Here is a 25,161-nt window from a genome sequence, read left to right as displayed (position 1 = left end):
TCCTATCTAATCTTATTTACATAATATAATTACGGTGAATAGAATAATGATAAAGATATTTTATGCGTAGGAATTATCGCAACTAAAATAGCACACAAGCTACTAACAGTCCTAAATCAATAGCCAACAGTAATTGTCTACATGTTGGCTATTGAATTTTTTTGAATTAAATACAAAGCATTAAAGTTACTTTAACGCTTTTTCTATAATAGATCGATTTCTTAAGATCCAAGCAGCTGACCTTGATCGCCAAGCAAATCCCCAAAGTAATCCGACACTTTCCTCTGTGACATGTCCTTCTATTGCTTCATTGGCAGTTTCATGTATAACAACTTCAATGATTCGTTCAACCATTCTGCTACGTTCATTAGCTACTAAGCCATACCCATCTACTAGCAATCTCACTTGTTGTGCTCTTTTTTGGGAAGAGGGAAAGCCTTGTATAAGGGTGATATCATCATCCATTAACTTAGGAAATAACCAACATGCCCGTGCAAGTTCCATTAATGGATCAACTGGACCAGTGTATTCCCAATCAATTAAAGCGCATGGTTTCCCTTGATAAGTTAATATATTCCAAGGAGAAATATCGCAGTGACTTATTATGCTAGGTTCACCTATCGAGTGTAAAAACCATTCCTGCCAAATACTTTGTTCAACAGGAAATGAACTCATTGCATTGTGCAAAGTTCGAATCATTTTTCCTAGTTCAAATAATCCATCATCATTCCAAGGTGCTGGATGAATCATATCTCCTTGCATAAATGTAAGGGCTTCTCTTCCGTCTGAAGAATAGCCCGTACCGACAATTTTTGGAGCATACGTAAAGCCTTTACGATTTAAATGAGCTAACACTTTATGCACATCTTTTGTCCATTCTCCAGAAGGTCTAAGTATAGCATTTGACTTTTTAATTACCGCTTTCTTTTCTGATAGTACCATTTCAGATGATTCAGGTAAGCTATTCTCAGAGTACATTAAATTTCCACCTTTCAAAAATAGGGGAAACAGAGTTTATAGGGCAATTATATGTAATCCCCAACAAAATTTGCCCGAAGCGTTTTCAATTTGCTAACCATAGAAACGCCTCCTTCAATCCTATTAAAATAAGCTTAACATAGATATCATCAAATATTACTTTTTTTGTAAAAAAGAGGTCCAGTCAGTAAAATGCGGATGAACAACGTTAAGCGATCATAAGTAGCATTAAGGAATTGCATAAACTTCGACTGTAAAGCTTTCCCCATCAGTTTTTTCTGGATTGGTAATATAAAATTCCTCACTTGTTTCAATTTCCGTTACTGAGTTTAAGGTTGTTATGAAAATTAATAGGAGGCAACATAATGTACTTTATAAATGAATTTCATGAGACAAATAATAATCATATGGTGAATATGGTTTTCCGAAAAGCAAAAAATGATCCGGAATATCATGTTATGGCTAATATTCTTGCATAACCTGAAATATATAGACATTGTAATGATCCAATGATATATGAATTTCCTTTCTGTTAAGTATAAGGAAAATTCATATATAGAAAAGAACGAGGATGGAGAGTATACAGTCATTGATATTGAGGTTATTACGGTAGATTCGGGAGAAGAAGTCTTCTTAAGTTGTAATTCATTTCATTAGGAAAATATAGGGATAGCATGCTAATTCTAAATGTAGGACATCCTAAAAAGAATTAAATAAAAAAGGAAGAATTTTGATGAGAAGGCTATTATTTTATTTTTCATTATTAACTCTTATTTTAGTAGTCTCAAGTTATTATTTCGTGCAGAAAAAATATATGGAGCCACAATTTTCTTCTATTCAGGATAAGGTTACAGGTTCAGGAGAGGAAATTAATACGGAAACCTCAGAAGAGCCTGGAAATCAGTCTACTGTTATAACTTCGACGGCTACATTATCTGCCGTCGGTGACGTGCTCATTCATGATCGAGTATACAATCCAGCACATGTCGGAAACGGACAGTATGATTTTATGCCTTTGCTTACACCGGTCCAAGCCTATTTAGGTGAAGCAGATATTAGTATTGCTAACCAAGAAACGATGATAGGCGGTGTAGGGATAGGTCTTTCATCATACCCTTCATTCAACAGTCCACATGAAGTGGGGGATGCGTTAAAAGAAAGTGGTGTTGATGTTGTGACATTAGCAAATAATCATACGTTAGATCGTGGGGAAGAGGCGATCCGAAATGCCATTGACCACTGGAATAAGATCAGTATGCCTTATATAGGTTCTTACGTCTCATCTAAAGATAGAATGAAAATTAGAACGTTGGAAAGGAACGGTATTATATTCTCATTTTTAGCTTATACGTATGGTACGAACGGTATTTCAGTACCAAAGAATAAGCCGTATTTAGTAAACTTAATAGATGAGGAGAAGATCGAACAAGAGATTTTAGAAGCAAAAGAGTTATCTGACGTCGTTGTTGTCAGTCTTCATTTTGGGAAAGAATATCAAAGGTTACCAAATGTTGAACAGAAGAAATTAGCACGTCAAACCGCAAATGCCGGTGCCGATATTATTATTGGGCATCATCCTCACGTACTGCAGCCGATGGAATGGATTGAAAGGGCAGACGGAAAATGTTCATTTGTCGCTTACTCACTAGGTAATTTCTTATCTGGTCAAAAAGGGGACTATAAAGATATCGGCGGAATTATGCAGATTAAAGTTGTGAAGGTAGATATAAATGGTGAAAAAGTGGTTAAGTTAAAAGACCCTTCTTTTATTCCGACTTTTGTTGGTGAAGATTATGTTGTTTCACCTCTTAAACAGGTGGCAGGCAAAGAAGCAGTATATAAAAAAATAATAAATCATATGAAGCAATGGATGCCAGATTTAAAGTTCTCATTTTAGTAATTAAAAAGAGTGGACTTTAAAAAAATAATTGAATTTTTAAACCAGCTTTGCTAAAAGGCACTAAAAGGTAAGTGCCTTTTTAATTAAAATAATTGACACAAATAGTCTTTTGGAAGTTTAGTTCAGGAAGGTATTTGTCTTTTTTAACAAGAATAGTATAAGGGGAACGCTATAATAAAAGTTAAGGTGGATTCTGTATGGATAAACGAGTTCAATTCGATTTTGAAATTGAGTTTACGAATGGCGGTGGAATTCAAGGGCAAGAATTTCGTCTAGATATTGATGGAGATGATATAACTGATGAAGAGTTGGCTAAATACATTGTAGAAGATATGAGGCTATTGATGGTCGGTGAAGTTAGGATACTTAACAAAAAAATTATTAATGAAAAGCATAAAAGAAGAGGTGTTGATGAAAAGTCTGAAAAATAACATTAAGCAAAACAAATTACCATTCTGTCTCTACGAGTCTGTCTTTAATATTCAATGGTTTCTACTTTCATCTTGTGAAAAACAAGAAAGGGAGTTTAACATTAAACATTACGATCGGTCGCATTTCTATAGCAAGGTTAAAAGTGCATAACAAAACTACTTGAATTAGTCTAAGGTGTTTTCTTTTAAAAATTGTATGATTTGTATTTTATAGTGATTATCGTGGTCTGTAGATTCCTTAACAATATAAAAGAGAATAAGGTTTCCTGTATTTGGGGAATGAGTTACTCCGTTTGCACTTATTTTTTAAAACCTCTTGAATAAATTCAAGTGAAATAATAATTAATAATTAATAGATTAAAACCCTATTGATACAAGTCTTATAACCCTTAATATAACTAAGTTTGTACCCTTAACGTTGTGAATTTTCAAATTCCCTTTGCTACCCCAAATAGAGAAATAAAAAGAACCCCAATCAGATTCATTGTTCATATGAACTAATCAGGGCTATCTTTATTGATTCTTATTTCCACCATGCATCAAACATAGTAGCAGGTAGTTCACGCTTGTGCTGAGAAAAAAGATAGCGTTTTTCAATTTTTTCAGCGATTTCTTGATCAACTTGTTTTCCTTCTAAATAGTCGTCTAGTTGATCATACGTAATGCCAAGCTCAGTTTCATCTGCTTGCAGTGGGGTGTTATCAAGTAAATCCGCAGTTGGTGTTTTAAGATATAAACGTTCTGGTGCATCTAATTCCTGTAATAAGCTTTTACCTTGACGTTTTGTTAATCCAGTAAGTGGTAGAAGGTCTGCTCCACCATCTCCGTATTTTGTGAAAAATCCAGTTACAGCTTCAGCTGCATGGTCTGTGCCAATGACTAATAAGCCTTTTTGTCCGCCAATCGCATATTGTGTAACCATGCGTGCTCGCGCTTTTACATTGCCTTTATTAAAGTCAGTGAGAGGTTCACCTGTTGTACCATGATAGTTTTGGGCAAATGTATCAACAGTACTAGAAATATCAAAAGCAATACTTTCATCAGGCTGAATAAATGATAATGCTAGCTGTGCATCATCTTCATCTTTTTGAACACCATATGGAAGACGAACAGCGATAAATTTAGCCTCATAGCCTTCATTTCGTAGTTCTTCTACTGCAAGCTGTGCAAGGCGACCAGATAGGGAAGAGTCTTGGCCACCACTAATTCCAAGTACGAAGCCCTTTGCTCCTGTTTTCTTTACGTAATCTTTTAAAAATGCAATACGAGCTTGGATTTCTTCTTTAGGATTGATTGTTTCTTTTACATGTAAATCACTCATAATTTGCTTTTGTATACTCATTTTTCATTCCTCCTACCGATATAATGAATGTTCATTAATATATTTGTAACATACTTCAGGTAAAAGATAGCGAGGATCTCCACCTAGGGAAAACTCTTCTCTAATATAGGTTGAGCTAATTTCCATAGCTAGACCTTTATCGATTAAATGAAATGTTTCACCATCATCATGATTTCTTAATATAGGTGAACTGCTAATCGCTTTTAACATGTTTATACCATCTCTTGCCATTACGATAAACTTGTTTTCTTGTACAAGCGTACTTGAGTTTCCCCATTTTCCTTTTCCGATATCGATTAATAGATCAGCACCCATAATAAAATATATCGTATCATTTTTATATTTGTTTTTAAAATACTTTAATGTTTCGTAAGTTGAAATATTCCAAGCATTTTGAGTCATTTCGTAATCATCAGCTATGAATGTATCATTATTTTCGATTGCCAGCTGAAGCATATTCAGGCGGTGACTGTCGTCTGTTTGCATCTGTTTATCTTTCCGCTTACTAGAACATGGCAAGAAGATGACTTTATCAAGCTTGCAGCGATGTCGAATTGTATTTGCAGTCCAAAGATGTACATTTGTAACAGGGTCAAAGGATGATCCATAAATCCCGATTTTTCCCATCGTTATCCTCCAGAGATTCATAATGAAAACCGTTAGACCAAAAAACTAGAACAAGTATGGGTAGCTTTATGTTCCAAGTAATATTATTAAATAAGAGGGGGGATCTATTATGAATTTGAACTATCTGATATCATTTCTGAAACCTTTTGTTTAACTTCTTCAATATTTTTCATTTTGTTTTCCCAGCACGCTTGGCTTAAGTCAACTGGATATTCTTCAGGATGTAATGCTCGTTTATATTCATCCCACAATAATTGTAAATTTTCCATCGTATACGTCTGCATTTGTATCAATGTTGGTGTGTCATATACGAGCTTTCCATCTATGAAAATTTTCTGGTGAAGTTCTTTTGCTTCAAAGTTCGTGACAAATTTGCTAATGAATGTATGAATAGGATGAAACATTTTAATCTTTTGTTCCTTTTCAGGTTGTTCATTATGAAGGGTAATGTAGTCCCCTTCGGATTTATTGTTTAATCGATTGATGATTCGATAGACTTTCTTTAAACCTGGGGTTGATACCTTTTCTGGGTTGCCGCTAATTTTGATTGTATCAATCATTTCTCCATCTTCATCTTCAATTGCCACTAGTTTATAGACCGCACCTAACGCCGGTTGGTCAAAAGCAGTAATTAGTTTTGTCCCTATTCCCCAAATATCAATTTTTGCTCCTTGAGATTTTAGGTTCATTATTGTTTCTTCATCTAAATCATTAGAAGCAACTATTTTTGTATCATGAAACCCTGCTTGATCAAGCATTTTTCTTGCTTCCTTGGATAAGTAAGCTAAATCTCCGCTATCAAGGCGAATTCCTTTAAATGAAATTTTGTCTCCTAATTCCTTTGCAACTTTTATTGCATTTGGTACACCTGATTTTAATGTATCGTAAGTGTCAACAAGAAAAACGCAATCTTTATGGCGACGTGCATACTTATGAAAGGCAATATATTCATCTTTATAAGCTTGAATGAAAGAATGTGCGTGGGTCCCAGATACAGGAATTCCAAACAATTTTCCTGCTCTAACATTTGAAGTGGCATCAAATCCACCGATAAAAGCAGCTCTTGTTCCCCAGATCGCAGCGTCCAATTCATGAGCACGTCTCGTTCCGAATTCCATCACTGTGTCTTCACCAGCAACTTGTTTTATTCGGGCTGCTTTTGTCGCAATTAAGGTTTGGTAATTTACAATGTTTAGGATAGCAGTTTCAATTAATTGTGCCTCTGCTAAAGGAGCTTCGATACGAATAATTGGTTCATTCCCAAATACCATCTCACCTTCAACGACTGAATAGACATTTCCAGTGAAGCGAAGATCCTTCAAATATGTCAAAAAGTCATCCTCGTACTCTAATTCATCACGTAAATAAGCAATATCAGTTTCGCTGAAGTGGAAAGCCTCTAGATATTGAATGATTCTTTCAAGTCCTGCAAAAACGGCATAGCCATTACCAAAGGGAAGCTTACGAAAATATACTTCAAATACAGCTTTTCGATTGTGGATATTATCTTCCCAATAAGATTCAGTCATATTTATTTGGTAAAGATCTGTGTGAAGAGCTAAGCTATCATCACTATAGTTGTTATTCATCGTCATATCCTCCAGTAAAAAGATCTATTTTCATGTAAAAATCATTGTATTCTTAGATAACTGTAGCATTAATACATGCTTTAAAGTGATTCAAAGCCCAATCATGGCCTTGCGCGTTAAAGCTTGCTACTGCTTTTTTATGGACTGTAATGTTAAATCCTTTGTTAAAAGCGTCAATTGCTGTATGCAATACACAAATATCAGTGCAAACACCCACTAAATGAAGGTCTGTAATTCCGCGTTCTCTAAGTTTAAGTTCAAGATCAGTGCCTGCAAAAGCACTGTACCGTGTTTTATCCATCCAATAAACATGATCCTTCTGTTGATGTGTTTGATATACATTTTCTAATTCACCAAAAAGGTTTCGACCATTCGTTCCTTTTATGTTGTGCGGGGGGAATAACTTTGTCTCTGGGTGGAAGGTATCTTTTTCATTATGCATATCAATAGCAAAAACGACAAAATCACCATTAATAATAAATTCGTTTGTTATTTGTACAATATCTTTTTCAATTTCTTGTCCTGGCTTTCCGCATGTTAATGCACCATGATCAGCTACAAAATCAACTGTGTAGTCAATATTAATTAATGCTTTTTTCATTTAAATTTCCTCCTAAAAAATAGAGTATCTTTACAAGCATTTTCAATTAATATCTTGCAGTATAAATCGGTCTTACAATATTCATTTCATCTGCAAATCGATAAAGTTGAGTAGGGGTCTTTGATGTTCGTTGCGTTTTTTGACCGGAAACTTCTTCAATAAAAGGAAGAGTCTTAATTTTTCTTGAAAAAGCTTGATCGCTAGTAATCGCCGGATCATTTGTAACTGTTTTTAATACCGCTTGTAATTCAGAATACGTGAAATGATCTTGTAAAAAGCTTTTTGCTACTGGTGTTTGTAGTAAATCATGTTTAATCACAGCTATTGCGGCTTCTATTATTTCACGATGATCAAACGCCAAGTCAAGCTGCAGCACTTCATCAACCGAAAACAACTTTACATCTGCAGCATCATCATTTGCTCTACGCTTCGAAAGCTCATGCTCGGGAACAATAGCATAATGTGCATTTGAGATAATCCAACCACGAGGATCTCGTCCAGGTTTGTCGTAAACACCAAAATGCTTAATGTGAATGCTATTTACGCTTGTTTCTTCTTCAAGCTCTCTTTTTGCAGCTTCAAATGCAGATTCATCCGGTTGAACAAAACCACCAGGTAATGCCCATTTACCAGCTTCAATGTTAGGGTGGCCCTCAGCATTTAATTGAGCTCTTTTAATAAGCATCAACATTAAAGTCATATGGGGCGGCTTAAATTCTCCGATTTTAGTAGAGAGAATGGTAAAAACTGCAATATCAGAAGTGTACCCATCTGGTGTGCGAAATTGTTTATGATCATATTGTTCTAATGCTTCTTTATTAGACATGGTACTGCACTCCTATTATCATTCTTATTTTAATTAACAAGATGTTAATTGTTAATTGTATTATATGTTAAGTTCTGAACATTGTCTACAACTTTTATTGAAAATAGGGAAAAAGTTACAGTGTATGGACGAATTGGGAAGGTAAGAAAGTAAATAGATGGTAAAGCAGGTAAGTGGGAGAGGGTCTTATTAGTTTGTTATAAAAAGCGATTAAATATGAGTTAATAAAAAACCAGTAGCTCATTGTAGAGATACTGGTTACACACGGATTAAGGATTAGTCGACCAAAGGCCAGCTGACTTAATAAAAATACGAGGATGTAATTTTAATTGAGCAACGATGAATTCTGCTAAATCTTCTGGCTGCATGACTTTTTCAGGATTGCCATCTGTTAAGTTTTCCTTATAAGCTAATTCTGTTGCTACTGTACTTGGCGTTAAGGCAGTTACACGAATATTATGCTTACGAACTTCAAGTGCTAAAGATTCTGTTAATCCTAGAACTCCAAACTTAGAAGCACTGTATGCACTAGTAACAGGTGCACCTTTTTGACCAGCTGTAGAGGAGATCATAATGATGTCACCACCATTTTTATCAATCAACTGTGGAAGAACTGCACGAGTTACATAATAAACACCCATTAAGTTCGTATCAATGATTTGTTTCCATTCATCTGGTTCAAGTTCAAGAAATTTACCGAATTTTCCAGTTCCAGCATTATTGATGAGAATATCTACTGTGCCAAGTGTACTATTAATAGTTGCTACAGCCTGATCTACTTGTTCCATCGAGGAAACATCTGCAGTTGCATAGGCTACTTTCACACCATAGGCTTCGATTTCCTTAGCAACATTCATTAAATCTGTTTCAGTTCGAGCAATAAGTCCAACATTCACACCTTCTTTTGCTAATGCAAGTGCTGTAGCGCGACCAATGCCTTTTCCAGCCCCTGTTACAAGCGCAACTTTTTCTTGTAATGATTGTGCCATTTTATTCGGGCTCCTTTCAGTATGTAAGATATGGTTTCATCTTACATAATCCGTAAAATATATGTCAAAGATCTTGATTTATTAGTAAGGATTTATAGTTACCATTTCTTGCTTTTAAATGGCTAGAAGGACCACATTTTTCGATGGATCGAAAGTCGAGATTTGGTTTTCTCTTTGCGTAATTTCAGTACCTAATGTTTTTAGATTGTTAATGGCCAAATTTCGAGTTTCTTCATTTGGAAACTTTACAGTGAAAGTTTTTAAGCCAACCTCATTTTCTGAAGGGGCAGTAGATCCCGCGCTATTCCATGTGTTTAAGCCAATATGGTGGTGATAACCTCCTGTAGAAATAAATAACGCTTGAAGCCCATAGCGATTTACTGCATGAAAGCCAAGTGCCTGATAAAACTCTTCAGATTCTTTAATGGAGGAAACTTGTAGGTGAATATGCCCCATCATTGTTTCGGGTGGTAAGCCGACAAATGATTCAGTGCCTCTTTGCGCTAATAAATCTTCTGCATTTAGAGGATTAGTAGCCATCTCGATTGTACCATCATATTTTTTCCATGTTTCCTCTGGACGATCTGCATAGATCTCAATCCCGTTTCCATCTGGATCAGCTAAATAGATGGCTTCACTTACAAGATGATCTGAGGCACCTTGAAGGGGATAACGAGTCTCAAGCAAATGATAAAGAGTATTAGCTAATTGCTGACGATTTGGTAGAAGGAGAGCGATATGATATAAGCCGGACTTTCTTCCTGTATTAGCAGTAGCATTGTCAATCTCTTCAAGAACGACTAACGTATTTACTCCATCAGCAGTAAGACTTGCCATCTTTGCTGATTTACTAAGAACTTGTAAGCCAATAATATTAGTGTAAAATTGGACCGATTGTGTTAAGTTGCTAATTTTAAGATGTACTTCACTAACAAATGTATTAGGTTGACCATGAAAGCTCATAAAGTTACCTCCGAATAGAATATTTAACTTACTTTTTGATAGTAAGTATATAATTGTAAAAAGGTTACGTCAAGTATTTATATCTTAATGTAAGGAAAGATTGAAGACATGTGTACCCTGTACAATCATATATAGATGTCATAAAAAAGAATTGAAGATCAAAATGTAAGGAATGTTTAAATTGTTACACATTTTTTTCTTATTGAAACGGGGTGCGTTACTATAAGAAATAGTGGAGAAGTATTGATTTTTATCAGCAATCGGTATCCCTTCTTTAGATTAATTAGAAATAGAACTTATGGGATAATTTGGATGATCGCGTTAAAATTATGAAGGGGCAAAAGAAATTTATCTAGAGTTTAGGTTCTTCGCAATTATTGATTCTATTCAAAAGATGTTTTTTGTAATGTAAAGGGCTTTCTTTATGTTCTACTTAAAACATATTGAATTTCTTGTCAATTCCATTTTATAACTTAATCAGTTAAAACACTTTAATGAAATTAGTCCATATCAAAACATTGCCAGCATCATCAAATCCCTTAAAGTAAATATTAGATGAAGTAAGGGAAAAGTTTTGCTTTACAAATTTTAAAAGAGGAAGTGCTTGAAAATGAATAATTGGATAACAGCTCTTTTGAATACAGGGAGAAGACAAAATATTTTAAAGATGTTTGGCAGGAAAAGAAACAATAGAGGCATGATGTGGGCGTCTTTATTAGGTCTAGGAGTTAGTGCAGCCGTTTTTGGAATAAGGAGTAATCGAAACAGAAATATGCTACGTCCTGTTCAAAATGTAATGAATAATATTCGAACACAAACAGCTGGCCAAATGCCAAACGCTGCTGGTATAACAGAGTTTTCAAAGGAATTAGTACCTGACAAAAATCCTTTAACAAACAAATAAATTTCAGTACACATAAAAATGCCTACTTCAATGTAGGCATTTTTATGTGTAGAAATTGGAATCAGTAAAATCCGAATCAAAATTTTCTCTGTATAAAACGGATATTAAACTCATTTTAAGATATCCAATATCCATTCTTTTAAATCAACAATACGCAAATGATCTATGCTTTTATCGGTTCCTGTAACAATAATAGGTGTAAGAGAATCATTTTTATGCATAGACCCATGGGCACCCCCACCTGTATGTTCAGGAGAACTTTCTCCGATAAATTCGTAACCAGGTTTAGCATCCATTATTAGAAAATCTCCTTTTTGTGAATGTAATGCACCATACAATCTTGCTAATCCATCTGGATAATCCCCATATTTAATTTGATTGTTATTATCTATAGCCAGATCAAGAACTGAGCTATTTCCTTTTATGGACCAATTTTGATTATAAACATCTCTAAAAACTCCACCAGGTTTGAATTGAAAGACTTCATCTTGATCTCCTGATTTTACTTGAATCATGTCGTTTTCCTTCCATGCGATCCATGCTATACGCTCATCTGTTTGTAATCTACTGATAATATCTTGCAAGGGTATATCCTCATTGATCTTATATACATATGCCATTCGTTCATTTGCCGTAATGACAAGTTCATCTTTATTACGAACAGGCTCATTAAGCTTTAGAATATTGTAGTTAGAAAGAGCGTCTCGTATATCAATTAATGCTTCCTTTTTGTTCTTTTTAACTGATGATTGCTTGCTGTCTCCAATGATAATCCAAATCATATTATCAAGGGCATTTTTCCAGTTTGGAAATACATTTAATACTTCTTGTAGTTGTTTATCAAGTTCCTCAATGCCTTCAGTCGTCATAGTTCCCTTTCTATGTACAACATGATCATTTACCGGAAAGTAAATAATTGAAAATTCAGGAAGTTTATTCTTTTCTATAAGATATTTTAATTCTTGGGCTGCAAATGCATCATTGAGCCCTATCCGATTTACTAAATGTTTATTTTTTTCGTCCTGACGAATAAATGCACCCACTGACAGTATCTTTGGTCCGGAGGTATTGTAATGATCTGGCAAAGCAGTAGTTTTCGATAAGACCTTTGGAATTTTAAGAGTGTGTTCATAATTTCCTCGGTAAATGATAGAGTTAATAGAAGCTGTTCGTTTCCCTCTTTTATCTAATACTTCATGAATGGTTTCCACCTTAGGGCTGAGATCCACATTATTAAATTGATATAGGGAATCTTCAGCGAACTGAGAAACCCCAATTTTCACCATTTCGAAAAAACCATTTCCGTAATTGATAATTCGCTGTTCATCTTCGTCATACCATACAAGACCGGGAATTTTATGTTTATCGGGGTAAGTACCCGTTATTAAAGAGCTGTCTATTGTAACTGACATTGTTGGATAGGAGCTGACTAGGTTTTTATTATAACGGCCATGATTTAAAAAAAATGCCAGGGCAGGCGCTTTATTCTCTTGAATCGCTTGCTTTAATGGTTTATCCATCAATGAATCAATGATAAGAAGGACAACTTTAGGGGGATTTTTATTATTCGTTTGAATGGCAATAGGTAGTAAATCTTGCTCTTCGTTATTTTTATGAACAGTGCAGCCAATTAATAGGATGGAAAGGAATACAATAAAAATCGAACGAAATCCCATCATCATTCCACCTTCGTGTTTAATAATTTTCATTCGTGCTTTATTCTTAACAATTTCTTCAATTTCTATGAATTATTATTTATGGAGAATAAGGTATATAGGTAACATACATTGGAAATTCAAGATTCAGCAGGTTTATATCGAATATAGTCAAAAGACCCCTAAATTTAATTAAAAATGGTCGAGGGTCAATATTGTACATTCTAAAACGATCAAAAATGTACATATTATCATTGACATTTATAACAATATGAACAGTACGAGGACTTATACTACTTTGTTGTAGGAGAGAAGCATTACAAACCAAAGGAAAAACATGAAATAAAATTTGAGGAAATTAATCATAATATCTATTTTACTGAAAGAACCATAGATAGATTTGAATATCGAATCTATATTATAGACCTCCTCAATTTAATATTTCTAATTGATGAAATTAGCTTATGCTAATAGATAAATAACACACAAAATGGTAAATTTGTATAAAAATACATTTGTTTTAATTTTTATTTCATTAAGCTCTTTAATGAAATATTCTTTCATATATTCTAGTAACTAAATAAGGACTTGCAATGAAACCGTTTTCTATGAAAATATTATAAAAATACAGAAAATTTAATAGAAAACCCCTTGTCAAATTTACAAACTTTAAATATAATAAACCCATGTTATAAAAATAGACATTGAATGAGAGGTTATCTTACATGGCTGAAGCGGTTATTTCAAAAGCGAAAAATGATACGGAAATTCTTGCACAAATTAAAGAGATTGTTAACTCAAAAAGCGTAGAGCTTATTCATCTACAATTCGTAGATATAGAGGGTATTTTAAAAAGTATTACAGTTACTGTTGATCAATTTGATGATGTAGTAGCAGGGAAACAAATGTTTGACGGTTCATCTGTTAAAGGTTTTTCCCCAATCAATAAATCTGATTTATACTTAATTCCCGATTATTCGACGTTTGCAGTATTACCTTGGACTGTTGAAGAAGGATATTCAGAGGCTCGTTTCCTTTGTTCAGCAGCTAACCCGGACGGAACTCTTTTTGAAGGTGATACACGTAACGTATTAAAAAAGACTGTTGAACGTGCAGCTGATAAAGGCTATTCCATTTCAGTTGGACCTGAATTAGAATTCTTCTTGTTTAAAGCAGATGAAAATGGCAACCCAACAATGGAATTAGGTGATAATGGCGGTTACTTTGAACCTTCACCAAAGGATCTTGGAGAAAGAGTTCGTTTAGAAATCTACCGTGCATTAAAAGCAATGGGCTTTACAATTGAAGCTTCTCACCATGAGGTAGCAGAAGGTCAGCATGAAATTAACTTTAAATATGCAGATGCTCTTGGTGCTGCAGATATGTCTACAACTTACAAATGGGTCGTTAAAACAATTGCACAAAAATTTGGTTTACACGCAACCTTCATGCCAAAACCTGTTTTTGGAATTAACGGTTCTGGAATGCATGTAAATATGTCATTCTTTAAAGATGGCGAAAATGCATTCTACGATCCAGCAGATGAATTACAATTATCACAAGAAGCATATCAATTTATTGCTGGTTTAGTTGAAAATGTAAAAAGCTTTGCTGCGATTACAAATCCTTTAGTAAACTCTTATAAACGATTAGTACCTGGATATGAAGCACCTTGCTATATTGCTTGGTCAGCATCTAACCGTTCAGCATTAATTCGTATTCCAGCTAAAAAGGGAATGGCTACTCGTGTTGAGCTTCGTTGTCCAGACCCATCATCAAATCCATACTTAACATTTGCTGTTATTGCTTCAGCAGGTCTTAATGGAATTGAACAAGGATTACAAGCTCCAGCTTCTATTAATGAAGATATTTTCCATATGACAGAAGAGCGTCGTGAGGAATTAGGAATTGACAATCTTCCTGGTAGTCTTGAAGCAGCTGTAGCCGAATTAGAAAACGGCGAAATTGGTCTTAAAACTTTAGGTGAGCATGTATTCGGTGAATATGTTGCAGCTAAAAAAGCAGAGTGGGATAGCTATCGTACAGCTGTTCATACTTGGGAATTAACAAACTATCAAGCGAAATTTTAATCTTATGAAAAAATAAGCAGGTGAAGTGATTCACCTGCTTATTTTTTGTGTCTAATTTTAGTTGTAGGGAGTATTAAGTCATTTTAAGGTCATTAAATTTTAGTGGAATTTATTCCGTTCTTTAAAATTGTTGAAACATATGGGTGTATATAAACGTATATAAAATAAGCTCTTTTCTAAATGTACATAAGTGTTATTAAAGACAAGCTTACATAGAGAAAACAAAGTTAGACTAAATTCGTAACGTAGATATGTGTACAAATGCAAAAACAACCATAAATTAAACAACAAAAAGGATGTGACTTTTTTGGACTCCCTTCATATAAAAGTTAACTTATACAAAGATATATTTTCTCAACTAAAAAAACAGTTTAAATGGCATTCTGATCAACGTATTTTCATGCTTGTGGCAGCAATGTATGTGGCAAAGTCAAGGGACTTTGACTTAATTAAATATATTGAGCTTTCGGATTATATTAATGGGAAAGTTAATATGTTTTCTTATTTAAAATCAACACAGCGCTTCACTACAGCCGCTATGTTAGAAACAACTACTTCTAACCCTCAACATTCATTTGATGAGCTACTAACAATCTATGAAAAACTGATGGAAAAAGGATTCTCTCGATCAACTTTTTCATATATTTCAGCTGGTATATTATTAAATACTGGTAAGAAAGCAGAACATTATATTGATAAGACCATTCAACTGTATAACAGGATGAAGGATCAACATTATTTTCTAACGGGGTCTTCTGATTATCCGTTAGCTGCACTTATTGCACAAAACGATTTTGAAGTTGATCAAACTGCATTATTAATGGAAGAAAATTATTCTCAATTACAACAAAACAAATTTCGTAAAGGAAATGATTTGCAGTTTTTAAGTCATATCCTCTCACTTGATCCTTCAAGAGATCCTAAGGATGCTGCGGTAAAATGCCTGGTGATTAAAAATGACCTTTACCAGAAAGGGATAAAGACGAAAAGTTTACACTATCCATACATCGGGATGCTTTCCTTTTTAGATAATTTTCAGGATGAGGTTATGAAACTCCAAGCTGTCTATCTACAGCTTAATGATGATAAACTTTTTAAATGGCAAAAAGATATGAACTTTATGATGAGCGTACTATTTTTAATGATTGATAAAACTGAAATGAATGATGTTGTTACCGCAGGGTTAAGTACATCGATAGAAACCATCATTCAAGCTCAACAAGCAGTAATGATCGCGAGTATGTCTGCTGTTACTGCTTCTAGTAGTAGTGATGGCGGGTAAGAATATATAATATTTTAAAAAAGTTTATTGCTATTTACCAAGTAAAGCGGTGTGGTTGATTTCCGCTCTAATCAACCTGAAATCGTTTTTGTTTTAATAGCAACAATCTCTTAGAAAAGAGCCTTCTTTTTCTATACGAAAAGAAACTTATATTTCAGAGAAGCGTAACGGTTAAGAAACAAACATTTACCAAAAACTTAGTTTAAACGATACACAAAGATTATTTTAGGTGATATAATAAGTTTTGAGGGATTTTGTAAGCGCTTCAAGATCTTTGATAAGGAGGCGTAACATAAAGTCATAGTGTCTATTTCTTAGTTGACAACCTATATTTTGACTATGTATTAGTTATCATTACAACTTAATATTTTGAGATTTCATATAAACATAAATTGTGAAAGGATGGATAAGATGTTACCAAAATATGAGAGTTTAAACGGGAAAGTAGCAGTGGTTACAGGTGGAGGTGGCGTTTTATGTAGCTGTATGGCAAAAGAGCTTGCTAGACAGGGAGTGAAGGTCGCTATATTAAACCGTACATATGAAAAAGCTGTTACTGTTGCTGAAGATATTAAACGCCAAGGTGGGGAAGCATTAGCGATTGAATGTAATGTATTAGATCGTGAGAGTGTGAAAAAGGCAGAAGAAATAGTGAATGAGACGTATGGGGCTTGCGATATTTTGATTAATGGTGCAGGAGGTAATCACCCTAAAGGTGTGACTACTAACGAAATCTTTGATTTATCTGATTTACAAAACAAGGAAATTACAACCTTTTTCGATCTTACAACTGAAGGATTTCAGTTTGTCTTTAACTTAAATATCGTCGGGACATTAATACCAACACAGGTTTTTTCTGAAAGAATGGTAGGTAAGAAAGGTTCGATCATAAATATTTCTTCCATGAGTGCACCAAGTCCAATGACCAAAGTACCGGCATACAGTGCAGCAAAGGCTGGGATTGAGAATTTTACAAAATGGCTGTCTGTTCATTTGGCTGAGACAGGTATTCGGGTAAACGCAATTGCACCTGGATTTTTCTTAACAAAACAAAACGAAAAACTACTTAAAAATGAAGATGGCACAAATACCGAAAGAACGGAAAAAATTCTTTCCCATACACCAATGAGAAGACTTGGGGATCCAACAGATTTACTAGGGACATTACTATGGCTAGTAGATAATGAATCTAGTGGATTTGTTACAGGAATAAGTGTTCCAGTAGATGGTGGGTTTATGGCTTATTCTGGGGTTTGAGGATGTGATTTTCTATTAATACAAAAAAGTTATAAAAAACTTAGTTTATCGGATAGACAAACTAAGTATCTAATGGTAATATAACAGTAAGAAATAAAGATAACAAACAACTTGGTTAGCACATTTCAACCTACAAGTTTTTTTAAAAGAGAATGTAAGCGATAACAGAAAAAGTGTTACATACTTAATTTAGATCAGGAGGAATAAAAAATGGCTTATTTCGAAAATGTTAATAAAATTCAATATGAGGGTGCAGGTTCTAAAAATCCCCTATCATTTAAGTACTACAATCCTGAGGAAGTCGTTAATGGAAAAACAATGGAAGAAATTCTTCGTTTTTCTGTAGCATACTGGCATACATTTACTGCAGATGGTTCAGATCCATTCGGAGTAGGAACAGCTATCCGTCCTTGGAACCATTTACAAGGTATGGACTTAGCGAAAGCTCGTGTAGAAGCTGCATTTGAATTATTTGAAAAATTAAATGTTCCATTCTTCTGTTTCCATGATGTTGACATCGCACCAGAAGGCGCAACATTAAAAGAAACATACCAAAACTTAGATACAATCGTTGCGATGATTAAAGAATATATGAGTACTAGCAAAACTAAACTTTTATGGAATACAGCAAATATGTTCACACATCCTAGATATGTACACGGTGCTGCTACTTCAAATAATGCAGATGTATTTGCTTATTCCGCTGCGAAAGTTAAAAAAGGTTTAGAGGTTGGTAAAGAGCTAGGTGCAGAAAACTATGTATTCTGGGGCGGTCGTGAAGGTTATGAAACGCTTTTAAATACAAATATGCAACTTGAACAAGATAATTTAGCACGCTTCTTCCATATGGCAGTTGATTATGCGAAGGAAATCGGCTTTGATGCACCATTCTTAATTGAACCAAAACCAAAAGAGCCAACGAAGCATCAATATGATTTTGATGTGGCAACAGGTCTAGCATTCCTACAAAAATATGATTTAACAGATTACTTTAAGTTTAATATCGAAGCAAATCATGCGACTCTTGCGGGCCATACGTTTGAGCATGAATTACGCACAGCACGTATTAACAATATGTTAGGTTCAGTTGATGCGAACCAAGGTGATACGTTACTTGGCTGGGATACAGATGAATTCCCAACAGACTTGTATTCTACAACACTTGCAATGTATGAAATATTGAAAAATGGTGGTTTAGGCAAAGGTGGACTTAACTTTGATGCAAAAGTAAGAAGAGGTTCGTTTGACGCTGAAGATCTTTTCCACGCTCACATTGCAGGTATGGACAGCTTTGCAATTGGCTTAAAGGTTGCGAATAAGTTGATTGAAGACAAGGTGTTAGACGATTTTGTTGACCAACGTTATAGCAGCTATTCAGAAGGTATTGGTCTTGATATTGTTGAAGGAAAAACAAACTTCCATCAATTAGAAGCATATGCATTGCAATTAAATGAAATTAAAAACGAATCTGGTAGACAAGAACGTTTAAAAGGACTAGTTAACCAATACTTATTAGAAACATTAGCAAATGTAACTGTTTAAAGACAATTGTCTAAAACTCTTATATGCTGGAAATTATCATTTCCAGCATATTTTATTTAGTAAAATGTTTAAGGAAAAACGTTCAAGAAAGGGGTAAGTGTTTGTGGCAGCTTTGACAAATGTTAAGTTAGAAGAATCAGTATGGAAAAGTGCTTATAATTGCTGGTTACAATACAGCGACATTATAGATCATTCTCGCGTTCAGGAATATAAAAAAGTTTGTAGCAATTTAGTTATTTTAGATCAATCAGCAATCATTGATTCAGCTAAAGAAGAACTCGTAAAAGGTTTATTTTCCATGTTAGGTGAAACACCAACGCTCTCTCATGAACCACAAAAGAAAGCTTCAATCGTTTTAGCAACTTATGATCAACAGATTATTAAGGAATACGGGGTCGATTATGAAGCTTGCAATAAACTAAATGATGATGGCTATATGATTCAATCCTTTGATTACCAGGGAGATAAAGCGGTTTTACTACTAGGTAAAACTGATAAAGGTTTATTATACGCTGCATTTCATTTACTAAGATTGATTCAAATGAGAAAAGACATCAATAACCTAGCTATTTTCGAAAATCCAAAAAATCAAATTCGAATGATTAACCATTGGGACAATATGTTAGGTGATATTGAACGTGGTTATTCAGGAAATTCAATCTTTTACGATCAAAACGAGTTTACTCATGACGTAGATCGAATAAAAGACTATGCTAGATATCTTTCATCTGTTGGTATTAACAGTTTATCAATTAATAATGTCAATGTTCATCAAGTGGAATCAAAGCTAATTACGAAAGAGCTATTACCTCATGTTGCAGAAATTGCAGATATTTTTAGAGCTTATGGTATTACTACCTATTTAAGTGTTAATTATGCAAGCCCTATTGAAATAGGAGATTTAAATACCGCAGATCCACTTGATTCTGAAGTTCAAGTATGGTGGAGTGAAAAAGTTGCTGAAATTTACGAATATATCCCTGACTTTGGTGGCTTTATTGTGAAGGCGGATTCTGAACATCGTCCAGGTCCTTTTACATATGGTAGAAACCATGCAGATGGTGCAAATCTTCTTGGTCGTGCATTGAAACCATTTGGTGGTTTAGTTTTTTGGAGATGTTTTGTTTATGATTGTCTTCAAGACTGGCGAGATCGAAAGACTGATCGTGCTAAGGCAGCGTATGATCATTTTAAACTATTAGATGGAGAATTTCTTGATAATGTCATACTTCAAATTAAAAATGGTCCAATGGACTTTCAAGTTCGCGAGCCTGTATCCCCATTATTCGGTAGTTTGAAGCAAACAAATCAAGTATTGGAATTTCAAGTTGCTCAAGAATATACAGGTCAACAAAAGGATTTATGCTTCTTAGTTCCACAATGGAAGGAAGTACTAGATTTTGATACGTATTCAGAGGGAAAAGGTTCCACTGTCAAATCTATTGTGAATGGTTCAAAGTATCCATTTCAATATAGTGGAATAACAGCAGTATCCAATATCGGAAATGACTTAAATTGGACTGGGAATACACTAGCTCAAGCCAACTTTTATGGGTATGGTCGTCTAATCTGGGATACTGAACTCTCCGCTGAAGAAATATCAGATGAATGGGTACGTTTAACCTTTGGACATGATGAGCAAGTTGTTGAAGAAGTTAATCAAATGCTTTTAAATTCCTGGCGTATCTATGAAAATTATACATCACCACTTGGTGTGGGCTGGATGATTAATCCAGGACATCACTATGGACCTAATATTGAAGGCTATGAATATTCTAAATGGGGCACATATCATTTTTCAGACTGCCTTGGAACAGGGGTAAACAGAACTGTTAAAAATGGTACTGGATATAGTGGTCAATATTACCCTGAAAATGCAGAAATCTACGAATCTCTTGAAACATGTCCTGATGAATTGTTGCTGTTTTTCCACCATGTTCCATATACACATACTTTAAAGTCGGGTGAAACGGTGATTCAGCATATTTACAATACACATTTTTTAGGTGTAGAACAGGTAGAAAATATGAAGGCACGTTGGGAAAAGTTAAAGGATAAAATAGACACTTACAGATATGAAAATGTGTTAAATCGCTTTACGATGCAGCTTGAAAATGCAATCGAATGGAGAGATCGAATTAATACATATTTTTATCGTCATTCCGGAATACCTGATGAAAAGAAAAGAACGATTTATTAAACGCTAAGTATAAAAATAGTACGATTATAAACACCATCTTATGAGTAGTGAATGACTTGAAAAGTATCACTTTCAAAGGGGTGTTTCTTTTTAAAGTTGTTTTAATAAAAGTAAATTTGATTGGTAAGGATTCTTCAAATCGAAGGTAAAATAATTCGAAGGTAAAATAATCACATCCATACTACCATACTAGTGTGATTACGGTAGGTTGAATAAATTTATATTGAGAGGAAAGATGGCATGATTAATATTGCAATAATAGGTACTGGTTCAATTTCAATTGCGCATATAAACGCTTATTGTCAATTCCGTGATAGATGTAAAATTGTAGCATTTGCAGATATTTATCCAGAAAAAGCAGAATCATATGTGAAGAAGTATCAATTGGAAGCAAAAGTTGTGAGCGACTATAAAGAATTACTAGATGATCCTACAATCGATGCAGTTTCCATTTGTACACCACCATTTACCCATGCTAAGCTTTCAATCGACTTTCTTCTTGCGGGTAAACATGTTTTAGTTGAAAAGCCAATGGCTTCATCATTAAAAGAATGTGATGATATGATACAGGCTGCACAAGAAAGTAACAAGCTTTTATCAGTTGTTGCTCAAAATCGATTTATTAATCCGATCATGAAATTAAAACATGTAATAGATCAAAACTTAATAGGGGAAATTTCACATGTGCAAGTTGATTCCTATTGGTGGCGTGGTTATAGCTATTATGATTTATGGTGGCGTGGGACATGGGAAAAAGAGGGTGGTGGATGTACACTTAATCATGCTGTTCACCATATTGATATGCTCCAATGGACGATGGGAATGCCAAAAGAGGTTGTGGCCGTTGCATCTAATACATTGCATGACAATGCCGAGGTAGAAGATCTATCCGTTGCGATTTTTAAATATGAAAATGGTGGTCTAGCACAAGTGACAAGCTCAGTTGTACATCATGGGGAAGAACAGCAATTAATATTCCAGGGTGAAAAAGCAAGAGTTTCTGTACCTTGGAAGGTTAAGGCCCAAAAAGCGCGTGAAAATGGATTTCCTTACCCCGAAAGTGATACAGATGTAGAATCTAAAATAACGGAATGCTGGGAACAATATCCTGAATTGAAATATGAAGGACATACAGGACAGATCGATCATTTCTTATCAGCAATTGCTAAAGAAAAGCCATTGTTAATTGACGGCATCCAAGGTAGAAATACATTAGAGCTAATTTCAGCAATCTACAAATCTGCTAATTTAGGAACCCATGTACAGCTTCCACTTGCTAGTGATGATCCGTTTTATACGAGAGAAGGAATACTTGCTAATGTAAAGCATTTTAATGAGAAGAAAACAAGTGTAGAAGGGTTTTCAGATACAACAATTACGACAGGGGGAAAGTACGAATAGTAAATAAAATTCCGCAAATTGATCCATCCTGGGCAACTCCTGAGGTTAGTGAGTTGCTCTTTTTTATATTGAATCGTTCGAGTACTTAATCTATAATAATTTTTAAATTACCATACTAGTATGATACATTTGGTATATTAGAGTTAGATCGAATGGGGGGTGGATTGGTGTTTATTGCTAATGATAACCGAAATAATGGTTCAACAAGGAATTATATCTATCATACGTTAAAAGAACAAATAATTACATTAACATTAGAACCAGGAACGAAAATATCTGAAAAAGAAGTGGCAGAGCAATTAAAGGTTAGTAGAACACCTGTAAGAGAATCTTTTTTACAATTATCTCAGGAAGAGCTATTAGAAATTTACCCACAAAGAGGTACTTTTGTTTCACGAATTGATCTATCACATGTTGAAGAATCGCGGTTTGTAAGAGAGAACATCGAAAAAGTGATTGTGAAATTAGCGTGTGACAAATTAACTGATGATGATTTATTTCAATTGCAAACCAATATTGCCATGCAAGAAACGTGTGAAAAAAAGGATAATCATGAAAAGTTATTTGAATTAGATGATGACTTTCATAAAATTTTGTTTTCTGCATGTGGAAAGAATCGAACATGGAATATGCTCCAACTAATGAGTAGTCATTTTAAACGACTTCGGTTGCTGCGTTTGTCCTCCTATTTAGATTGGAGTATTATCATTTCCCAGCACAAACAAATATTTGAATTAATTAAAAAGAATGAACCAGATAAAGCAGAAGAAGTAATGTCGGAACATTTGCGTTTAGTCGTTTTTGAAAAGGAACTTTTAAAAGAACGTTATCCAACTTATTTTAAGTAATGTTAGTGAAGTGTAAAGGAAAAACACGATCAATAATTAATAGGAATTGTTTACGAAATAGGACTTCTTGTTTATGGGAGTCTTTTTTATGCGACCAAAAACTAAGACTTTCGTAATATTGACCTGAAGGAAAGCATTGCTCATTTTGAAATTCACACTATTGAATAGTCGCTTTAATAAGCTAATTTAAAAAATATTTTACCTAGTAAAAAAATGGTTATTTTAACAAAAAATTGTTATAGTAAGGTTACTACTATTTGTTACATAATTTGTAAACGAAGGTCGGGGGCAATATGATTATTGATTCATCAATTTATGAACAAGTGTTTATGCAATCGAGAATCCCACAAATTATTTTTGAGGATGGTTTTCAGCAAATTATTATTAATAAAGCCTTTTATGAGTTTATCGGGTATTCAGATGAAGAGTGGCAAGAGTTATCAATAAAAGACATTTCTCACCCTGATGATTATGAGTTAGATTTAGATCTTTTTCATGAAATGATTACAGGCCAACGACATTACTATCAAATGGAAAAGCGGTATTTACATAAATCAGGGGAAATTGTTTGGGGCTCGTTAAACGTTTCATTTATAAATGATCCAACACAAAAACAACAATGTTTTTTGGCTCAAGTATTAGATATAACAGAACAAAAAAACCTAGAAAAGTTTCTGACTAATAAAGAACAAAAATATAGACTGCTTGCAGAAAATTCTTCCGATGTCATTAACCTTCATTCGATGGATGGACGATATGTTTATATCTCTCCATCAATTACGCAAATTCTTGGATATGATCCTGATGAGTTAATTGGAAAAACTCCATACACACTCATCCATTCAGAAGATATACCTGAAGTTGAAAAAAAACATTCCGATGTATTAACAAATACTGACCCAATCCTTGCAACTTATCGTGCACGTAAAAAAGATGGTACATACATTTGGATTGAAACAAATATGCGTTCTGTCATAAATGAACAAACAGGTGAATCAGAAAGAATAATATCGGTTTCACGGGATATTGGAAAAAGGCTAGAAACGGATAATTTATTAAGAAAATCTGATAAGCTAGCTGTTGTTGGTCAACTAGCTGCAGCAGTTGCTCATGAGATACGAAACCCCTTAACATCTGTAAAGGGATTTATGCAGCTTTTCTCCAATACAAAAGAATGTAACGAAGATTTTATAAAGATTGTGCTTGATGAATTAGACCGAGTCGAAGCGATTATTTCAGAGTTTTTAACAATGGCCCGTCCACATCAAGATAAATTAGAGCTATTAAAAGTGGATGAATTACTGTGGCAAGTGATTCAGTTAAGTCAAACTCAGGCATTATTAATCAACAAAGAAATAAACTATACTGTTAATACAGATATTCCTGTAATAAACGGTGATGCAAACTCATTAAAGCAAGTGTTTTTTAATATTATACAGAATGCTTTAGATGCGCTTGATGAAAAAGGGAGTGTAACGGTTGAACTATCAGCTAGTGAATCTACTCTTTTCATTCAGATCATTGATAACGGTTGTGGTATTCCTGAAGAACGGTTAGCAAATATTGGTGAGCCTTTTTATTCAACGAAAGAAAAAGGTACTGGACTTGGCTTAATGACAAGCTTTAAAATTATTGAAAATCATAAGGGAAAGCTTAAAATTGAGTCTACTGTAGGTGTGGGAACGAAAGTCTCTATATCTTTACCTTTGTAAATGCTAGAGATGCATTCTGTTAGT

General features: G+C 34.3%; 20 protein-coding genes. 11 read left to right on the top strand and 9 right to left on the bottom strand.

Features of this window, described 5'->3' with window-relative positions:
- Window positions 1-186 precede the first annotated feature (186 nt).
- Window positions 187-978: an aminoglycoside phosphotransferase family protein gene (locus I7822_RS00485; RefSeq protein WP_207974846.1), complete on the bottom strand. Its 792-nt coding sequence runs from the start codon at window positions 976-978 to the stop codon at window positions 187-189.
- 733 nt (window positions 979-1,711) lie between these two features.
- Between I7822_RS00485 and I7822_RS00480 the strand changes: the two genes are divergently transcribed.
- Together I7822_RS00480 and I7822_RS00475 are read left to right on the top strand one after the other, a co-directional pair.
- Entirely contained in the window at window positions 1,712-2,875 is a 1,164-nt protein-coding gene (locus I7822_RS00480) for a CapA family protein (protein ID WP_207974845.1), read from the top strand.
- Window positions 2,876-3,075: 200 nt separating this feature from the next.
- Window positions 3,076-3,309 (top strand): cyclase, encoded by a 234-nt coding sequence (locus I7822_RS00475; RefSeq protein WP_207974844.1) that lies wholly within the window; start codon window positions 3,076-3,078, stop codon window positions 3,307-3,309.
- Window positions 3,310-3,832: 523 nt separating this feature from the next.
- Here I7822_RS00475 and nadE read toward each other — a convergent pair.
- The 7 genes from nadE to I7822_RS00440 all read right to left on the bottom strand — a co-directional run bounded on the left by nadE (window position 3,833) and on the right by I7822_RS00440 (window position 10,246).
- The gene (gene nadE / locus I7822_RS00470; protein ID WP_207974843.1) at window positions 3,833-4,651 is read right to left on the bottom strand and encodes an NAD(+) synthase; all 819 of its coding nucleotides are present in this window, start codon (window positions 4,649-4,651) and stop codon (window positions 3,833-3,835) included.
- A gap of 12 nt (window positions 4,652-4,663) precedes the next feature.
- Window positions 4,664-5,278, bottom strand: a complete 615-nt coding sequence (nadD, locus tag I7822_RS00465) for a nicotinate (nicotinamide) nucleotide adenylyltransferase (RefSeq protein WP_207974842.1) — start codon at window positions 5,276-5,278, stop codon at window positions 4,664-4,666.
- 107 nt (window positions 5,279-5,385) lie between these two features.
- Window positions 5,386-6,867 (bottom strand): nicotinate phosphoribosyltransferase, encoded by a 1,482-nt coding sequence (locus tag I7822_RS00460; protein WP_207974841.1) that lies wholly within the window; start codon window positions 6,865-6,867, stop codon window positions 5,386-5,388.
- A 52-nt stretch (window positions 6,868-6,919) separates the two neighbouring features.
- Window positions 6,920-7,468: a cysteine hydrolase family protein gene (locus I7822_RS00455; protein WP_207974840.1), complete on the bottom strand. Its 549-nt coding sequence runs from the start codon at window positions 7,466-7,468 to the stop codon at window positions 6,920-6,922.
- 46 nt (window positions 7,469-7,514) lie between these two features.
- Window positions 7,515-8,294 carry an NUDIX domain-containing protein gene (locus I7822_RS00450; RefSeq protein WP_207974839.1) on the bottom strand — a complete coding sequence of 260 codons (780 nt, stop codon included), beginning with the start codon at window positions 8,292-8,294 and terminating at the stop codon, window positions 7,515-7,517.
- Window positions 8,295-8,563: 269 nt separating this feature from the next.
- A complete protein-coding gene (locus I7822_RS00445) occupies window positions 8,564-9,283 on the bottom strand; it encodes a 3-ketoacyl-ACP reductase (protein WP_207974838.1) in 720 nt (239 codons plus the stop codon).
- Between the two features lie 114 nt (window positions 9,284-9,397).
- Window positions 9,398-10,246, bottom strand: a complete 849-nt coding sequence (locus I7822_RS00440) for a VOC family protein (RefSeq protein ID WP_207974837.1) — start codon at window positions 10,244-10,246, stop codon at window positions 9,398-9,400.
- Between the two features lie 610 nt (window positions 10,247-10,856).
- On the opposite strand from I7822_RS00440, the gene I7822_RS00435 reads away from it, so the two are divergent.
- Window positions 10,857-11,150 carry a hypothetical protein gene (locus tag I7822_RS00435; protein ID WP_207974836.1) on the top strand — a complete coding sequence of 98 codons (294 nt, stop codon included), beginning with the start codon at window positions 10,857-10,859 and terminating at the stop codon, window positions 11,148-11,150.
- 110 nt (window positions 11,151-11,260) lie between these two features.
- Here I7822_RS00435 and I7822_RS00430 read toward each other — a convergent pair whose 3' ends face one another.
- Window positions 11,261-12,859, bottom strand: coding sequence for an alkaline phosphatase family protein (locus tag I7822_RS00430; protein ID WP_243459180.1), 1,599 nt, complete (start codon window positions 12,857-12,859; stop codon window positions 11,261-11,263).
- Window positions 12,860-13,530: 671 nt separating this feature from the next.
- On the opposite strand from I7822_RS00430, the gene glnA reads away from it, so the two are divergent.
- The 8 genes from glnA (at window position 13,531) to I7822_RS00390 (ending at window position 25,137) form a co-directional block, all read left to right on the top strand.
- Entirely contained in the window at window positions 13,531-14,895 is a 1,365-nt protein-coding gene (glnA, locus tag I7822_RS00425; protein ID WP_207974835.1) for a type I glutamate--ammonia ligase, read from the top strand.
- Between the two features lie 307 nt (window positions 14,896-15,202).
- Window positions 15,203-16,177, top strand: coding sequence for a DUF4003 family protein (locus I7822_RS00420; RefSeq protein WP_207974834.1), 975 nt, complete (start codon window positions 15,203-15,205; stop codon window positions 16,175-16,177).
- Window positions 16,178-16,588: 411 nt separating this feature from the next.
- Window positions 16,589-17,434: an SDR family oxidoreductase gene (locus tag I7822_RS00415; protein ID WP_207974833.1), complete on the top strand. Its 846-nt coding sequence runs from the start codon at window positions 16,589-16,591 to the stop codon at window positions 17,432-17,434.
- Between the two features lie 210 nt (window positions 17,435-17,644).
- Window positions 17,645-18,976, top strand: a complete 1,332-nt coding sequence (xylA, locus tag I7822_RS00410; RefSeq protein WP_207974832.1) for a xylose isomerase — start codon at window positions 17,645-17,647, stop codon at window positions 18,974-18,976.
- 103 nt (window positions 18,977-19,079) lie between these two features.
- Window positions 19,080-21,176: an alpha-glucuronidase family glycosyl hydrolase gene (locus I7822_RS00405; RefSeq protein ID WP_307847643.1), complete on the top strand. Its 2,097-nt coding sequence runs from the start codon at window positions 19,080-19,082 to the stop codon at window positions 21,174-21,176.
- A gap of 240 nt (window positions 21,177-21,416) precedes the next feature.
- Window positions 21,417-22,577, top strand: coding sequence for a Gfo/Idh/MocA family protein (locus I7822_RS00400; protein ID WP_207974831.1), 1,161 nt, complete (start codon window positions 21,417-21,419; stop codon window positions 22,575-22,577).
- Between the two features lie 152 nt (window positions 22,578-22,729).
- Window positions 22,730-23,425 (top strand): GntR family transcriptional regulator, encoded by a 696-nt coding sequence (locus I7822_RS00395; protein WP_207974830.1) that lies wholly within the window; start codon window positions 22,730-22,732, stop codon window positions 23,423-23,425.
- 293 nt (window positions 23,426-23,718) lie between these two features.
- The gene (locus I7822_RS00390) at window positions 23,719-25,137 is read left to right on the top strand and encodes a PAS domain S-box protein (RefSeq protein ID WP_207974829.1); all 1,419 of its coding nucleotides are present in this window, start codon (window positions 23,719-23,721) and stop codon (window positions 25,135-25,137) included.
- The last annotated feature ends 24 nt before the right edge of the window (window positions 25,138-25,161 follow it).

The organism is Metabacillus bambusae, from assembly GCF_017497975.1.
GTDB classification, from domain to species: domain Bacteria; phylum Bacillota; class Bacilli; order Bacillales; family Bacillaceae; genus Metabacillus; species Metabacillus bambusae.
This window is presented reverse-complemented; position numbering and strand designations above follow the sequence as displayed.

Bases quoted from the DNA above. Each gene is read 5' to 3' on its own strand.
- I7822_RS00415 (WP_207974833.1), top strand. From the start codon at position 16,589: ATGTTACCAAAATATGAGAGTTTAAACGGGAAAGTAGCAGTGGTTACA.
- I7822_RS00435 (WP_207974836.1), top strand. From the start codon at position 10,857: ATGAATAATTGGATAACAGCTCTTTTGAATACAGGGAGAAGACAAAAT.
- I7822_RS00450 (WP_207974839.1), bottom strand. From the start codon at position 8,294: ATGTCTAATAAAGAAGCATTAGAACAATATGATCATAAACAATTTCGC.
- xylA (WP_207974832.1), top strand. From the start codon at position 17,645: ATGGCTTATTTCGAAAATGTTAATAAAATTCAATATGAGGGTGCAGGT.
- I7822_RS00395 (WP_207974830.1), top strand. From the start codon at position 22,730: ATGGGGGGTGGATTGGTGTTTATTGCTAATGATAACCGAAATAATGGT.
- I7822_RS00455 (WP_207974840.1), bottom strand. From the start codon at position 7,468: ATGAAAAAAGCATTAATTAATATTGACTACACAGTTGATTTTGTAGCT.
- I7822_RS00390 (WP_207974829.1), top strand. From the start codon at position 23,719: ATGATTATTGATTCATCAATTTATGAACAAGTGTTTATGCAATCGAGA.
- I7822_RS00480 (WP_207974845.1), top strand. From the start codon at position 1,712: ATGAGAAGGCTATTATTTTATTTTTCATTATTAACTCTTATTTTAGTA.
- I7822_RS00445 (WP_207974838.1), bottom strand. From the start codon at position 9,283: ATGGCACAATCATTACAAGAAAAAGTTGCGCTTGTAACAGGGGCTGGA.
- I7822_RS00475 (WP_207974844.1), top strand. From the start codon at position 3,076: ATGGATAAACGAGTTCAATTCGATTTTGAAATTGAGTTTACGAATGGC.
- nadD (WP_207974842.1), bottom strand. From the start codon at position 5,278: ATGGGAAAAATCGGGATTTATGGATCATCCTTTGACCCTGTTACAAAT.
- I7822_RS00440 (WP_207974837.1), bottom strand. From the start codon at position 10,246: ATGAGCTTTCATGGTCAACCTAATACATTTGTTAGTGAAGTACATCTT.
- I7822_RS00430 (WP_243459180.1), bottom strand. From the start codon at position 12,859: ATGAAAATTATTAAACACGAAGGTGGAATGATGATGGGATTTCGTTCG.
- I7822_RS00485 (WP_207974846.1), bottom strand. From the start codon at position 978: ATGTACTCTGAGAATAGCTTACCTGAATCATCTGAAATGGTACTATCA.
- glnA (WP_207974835.1), top strand. From the start codon at position 13,531: ATGGCTGAAGCGGTTATTTCAAAAGCGAAAAATGATACGGAAATTCTT.
- I7822_RS00400 (WP_207974831.1), top strand. From the start codon at position 21,417: ATGATTAATATTGCAATAATAGGTACTGGTTCAATTTCAATTGCGCAT.
- I7822_RS00460 (WP_207974841.1), bottom strand. From the start codon at position 6,867: ATGAATAACAACTATAGTGATGATAGCTTAGCTCTTCACACAGATCTT.
- nadE (WP_207974843.1), bottom strand. From the start codon at position 4,651: ATGAGTATACAAAAGCAAATTATGAGTGATTTACATGTAAAAGAAACA.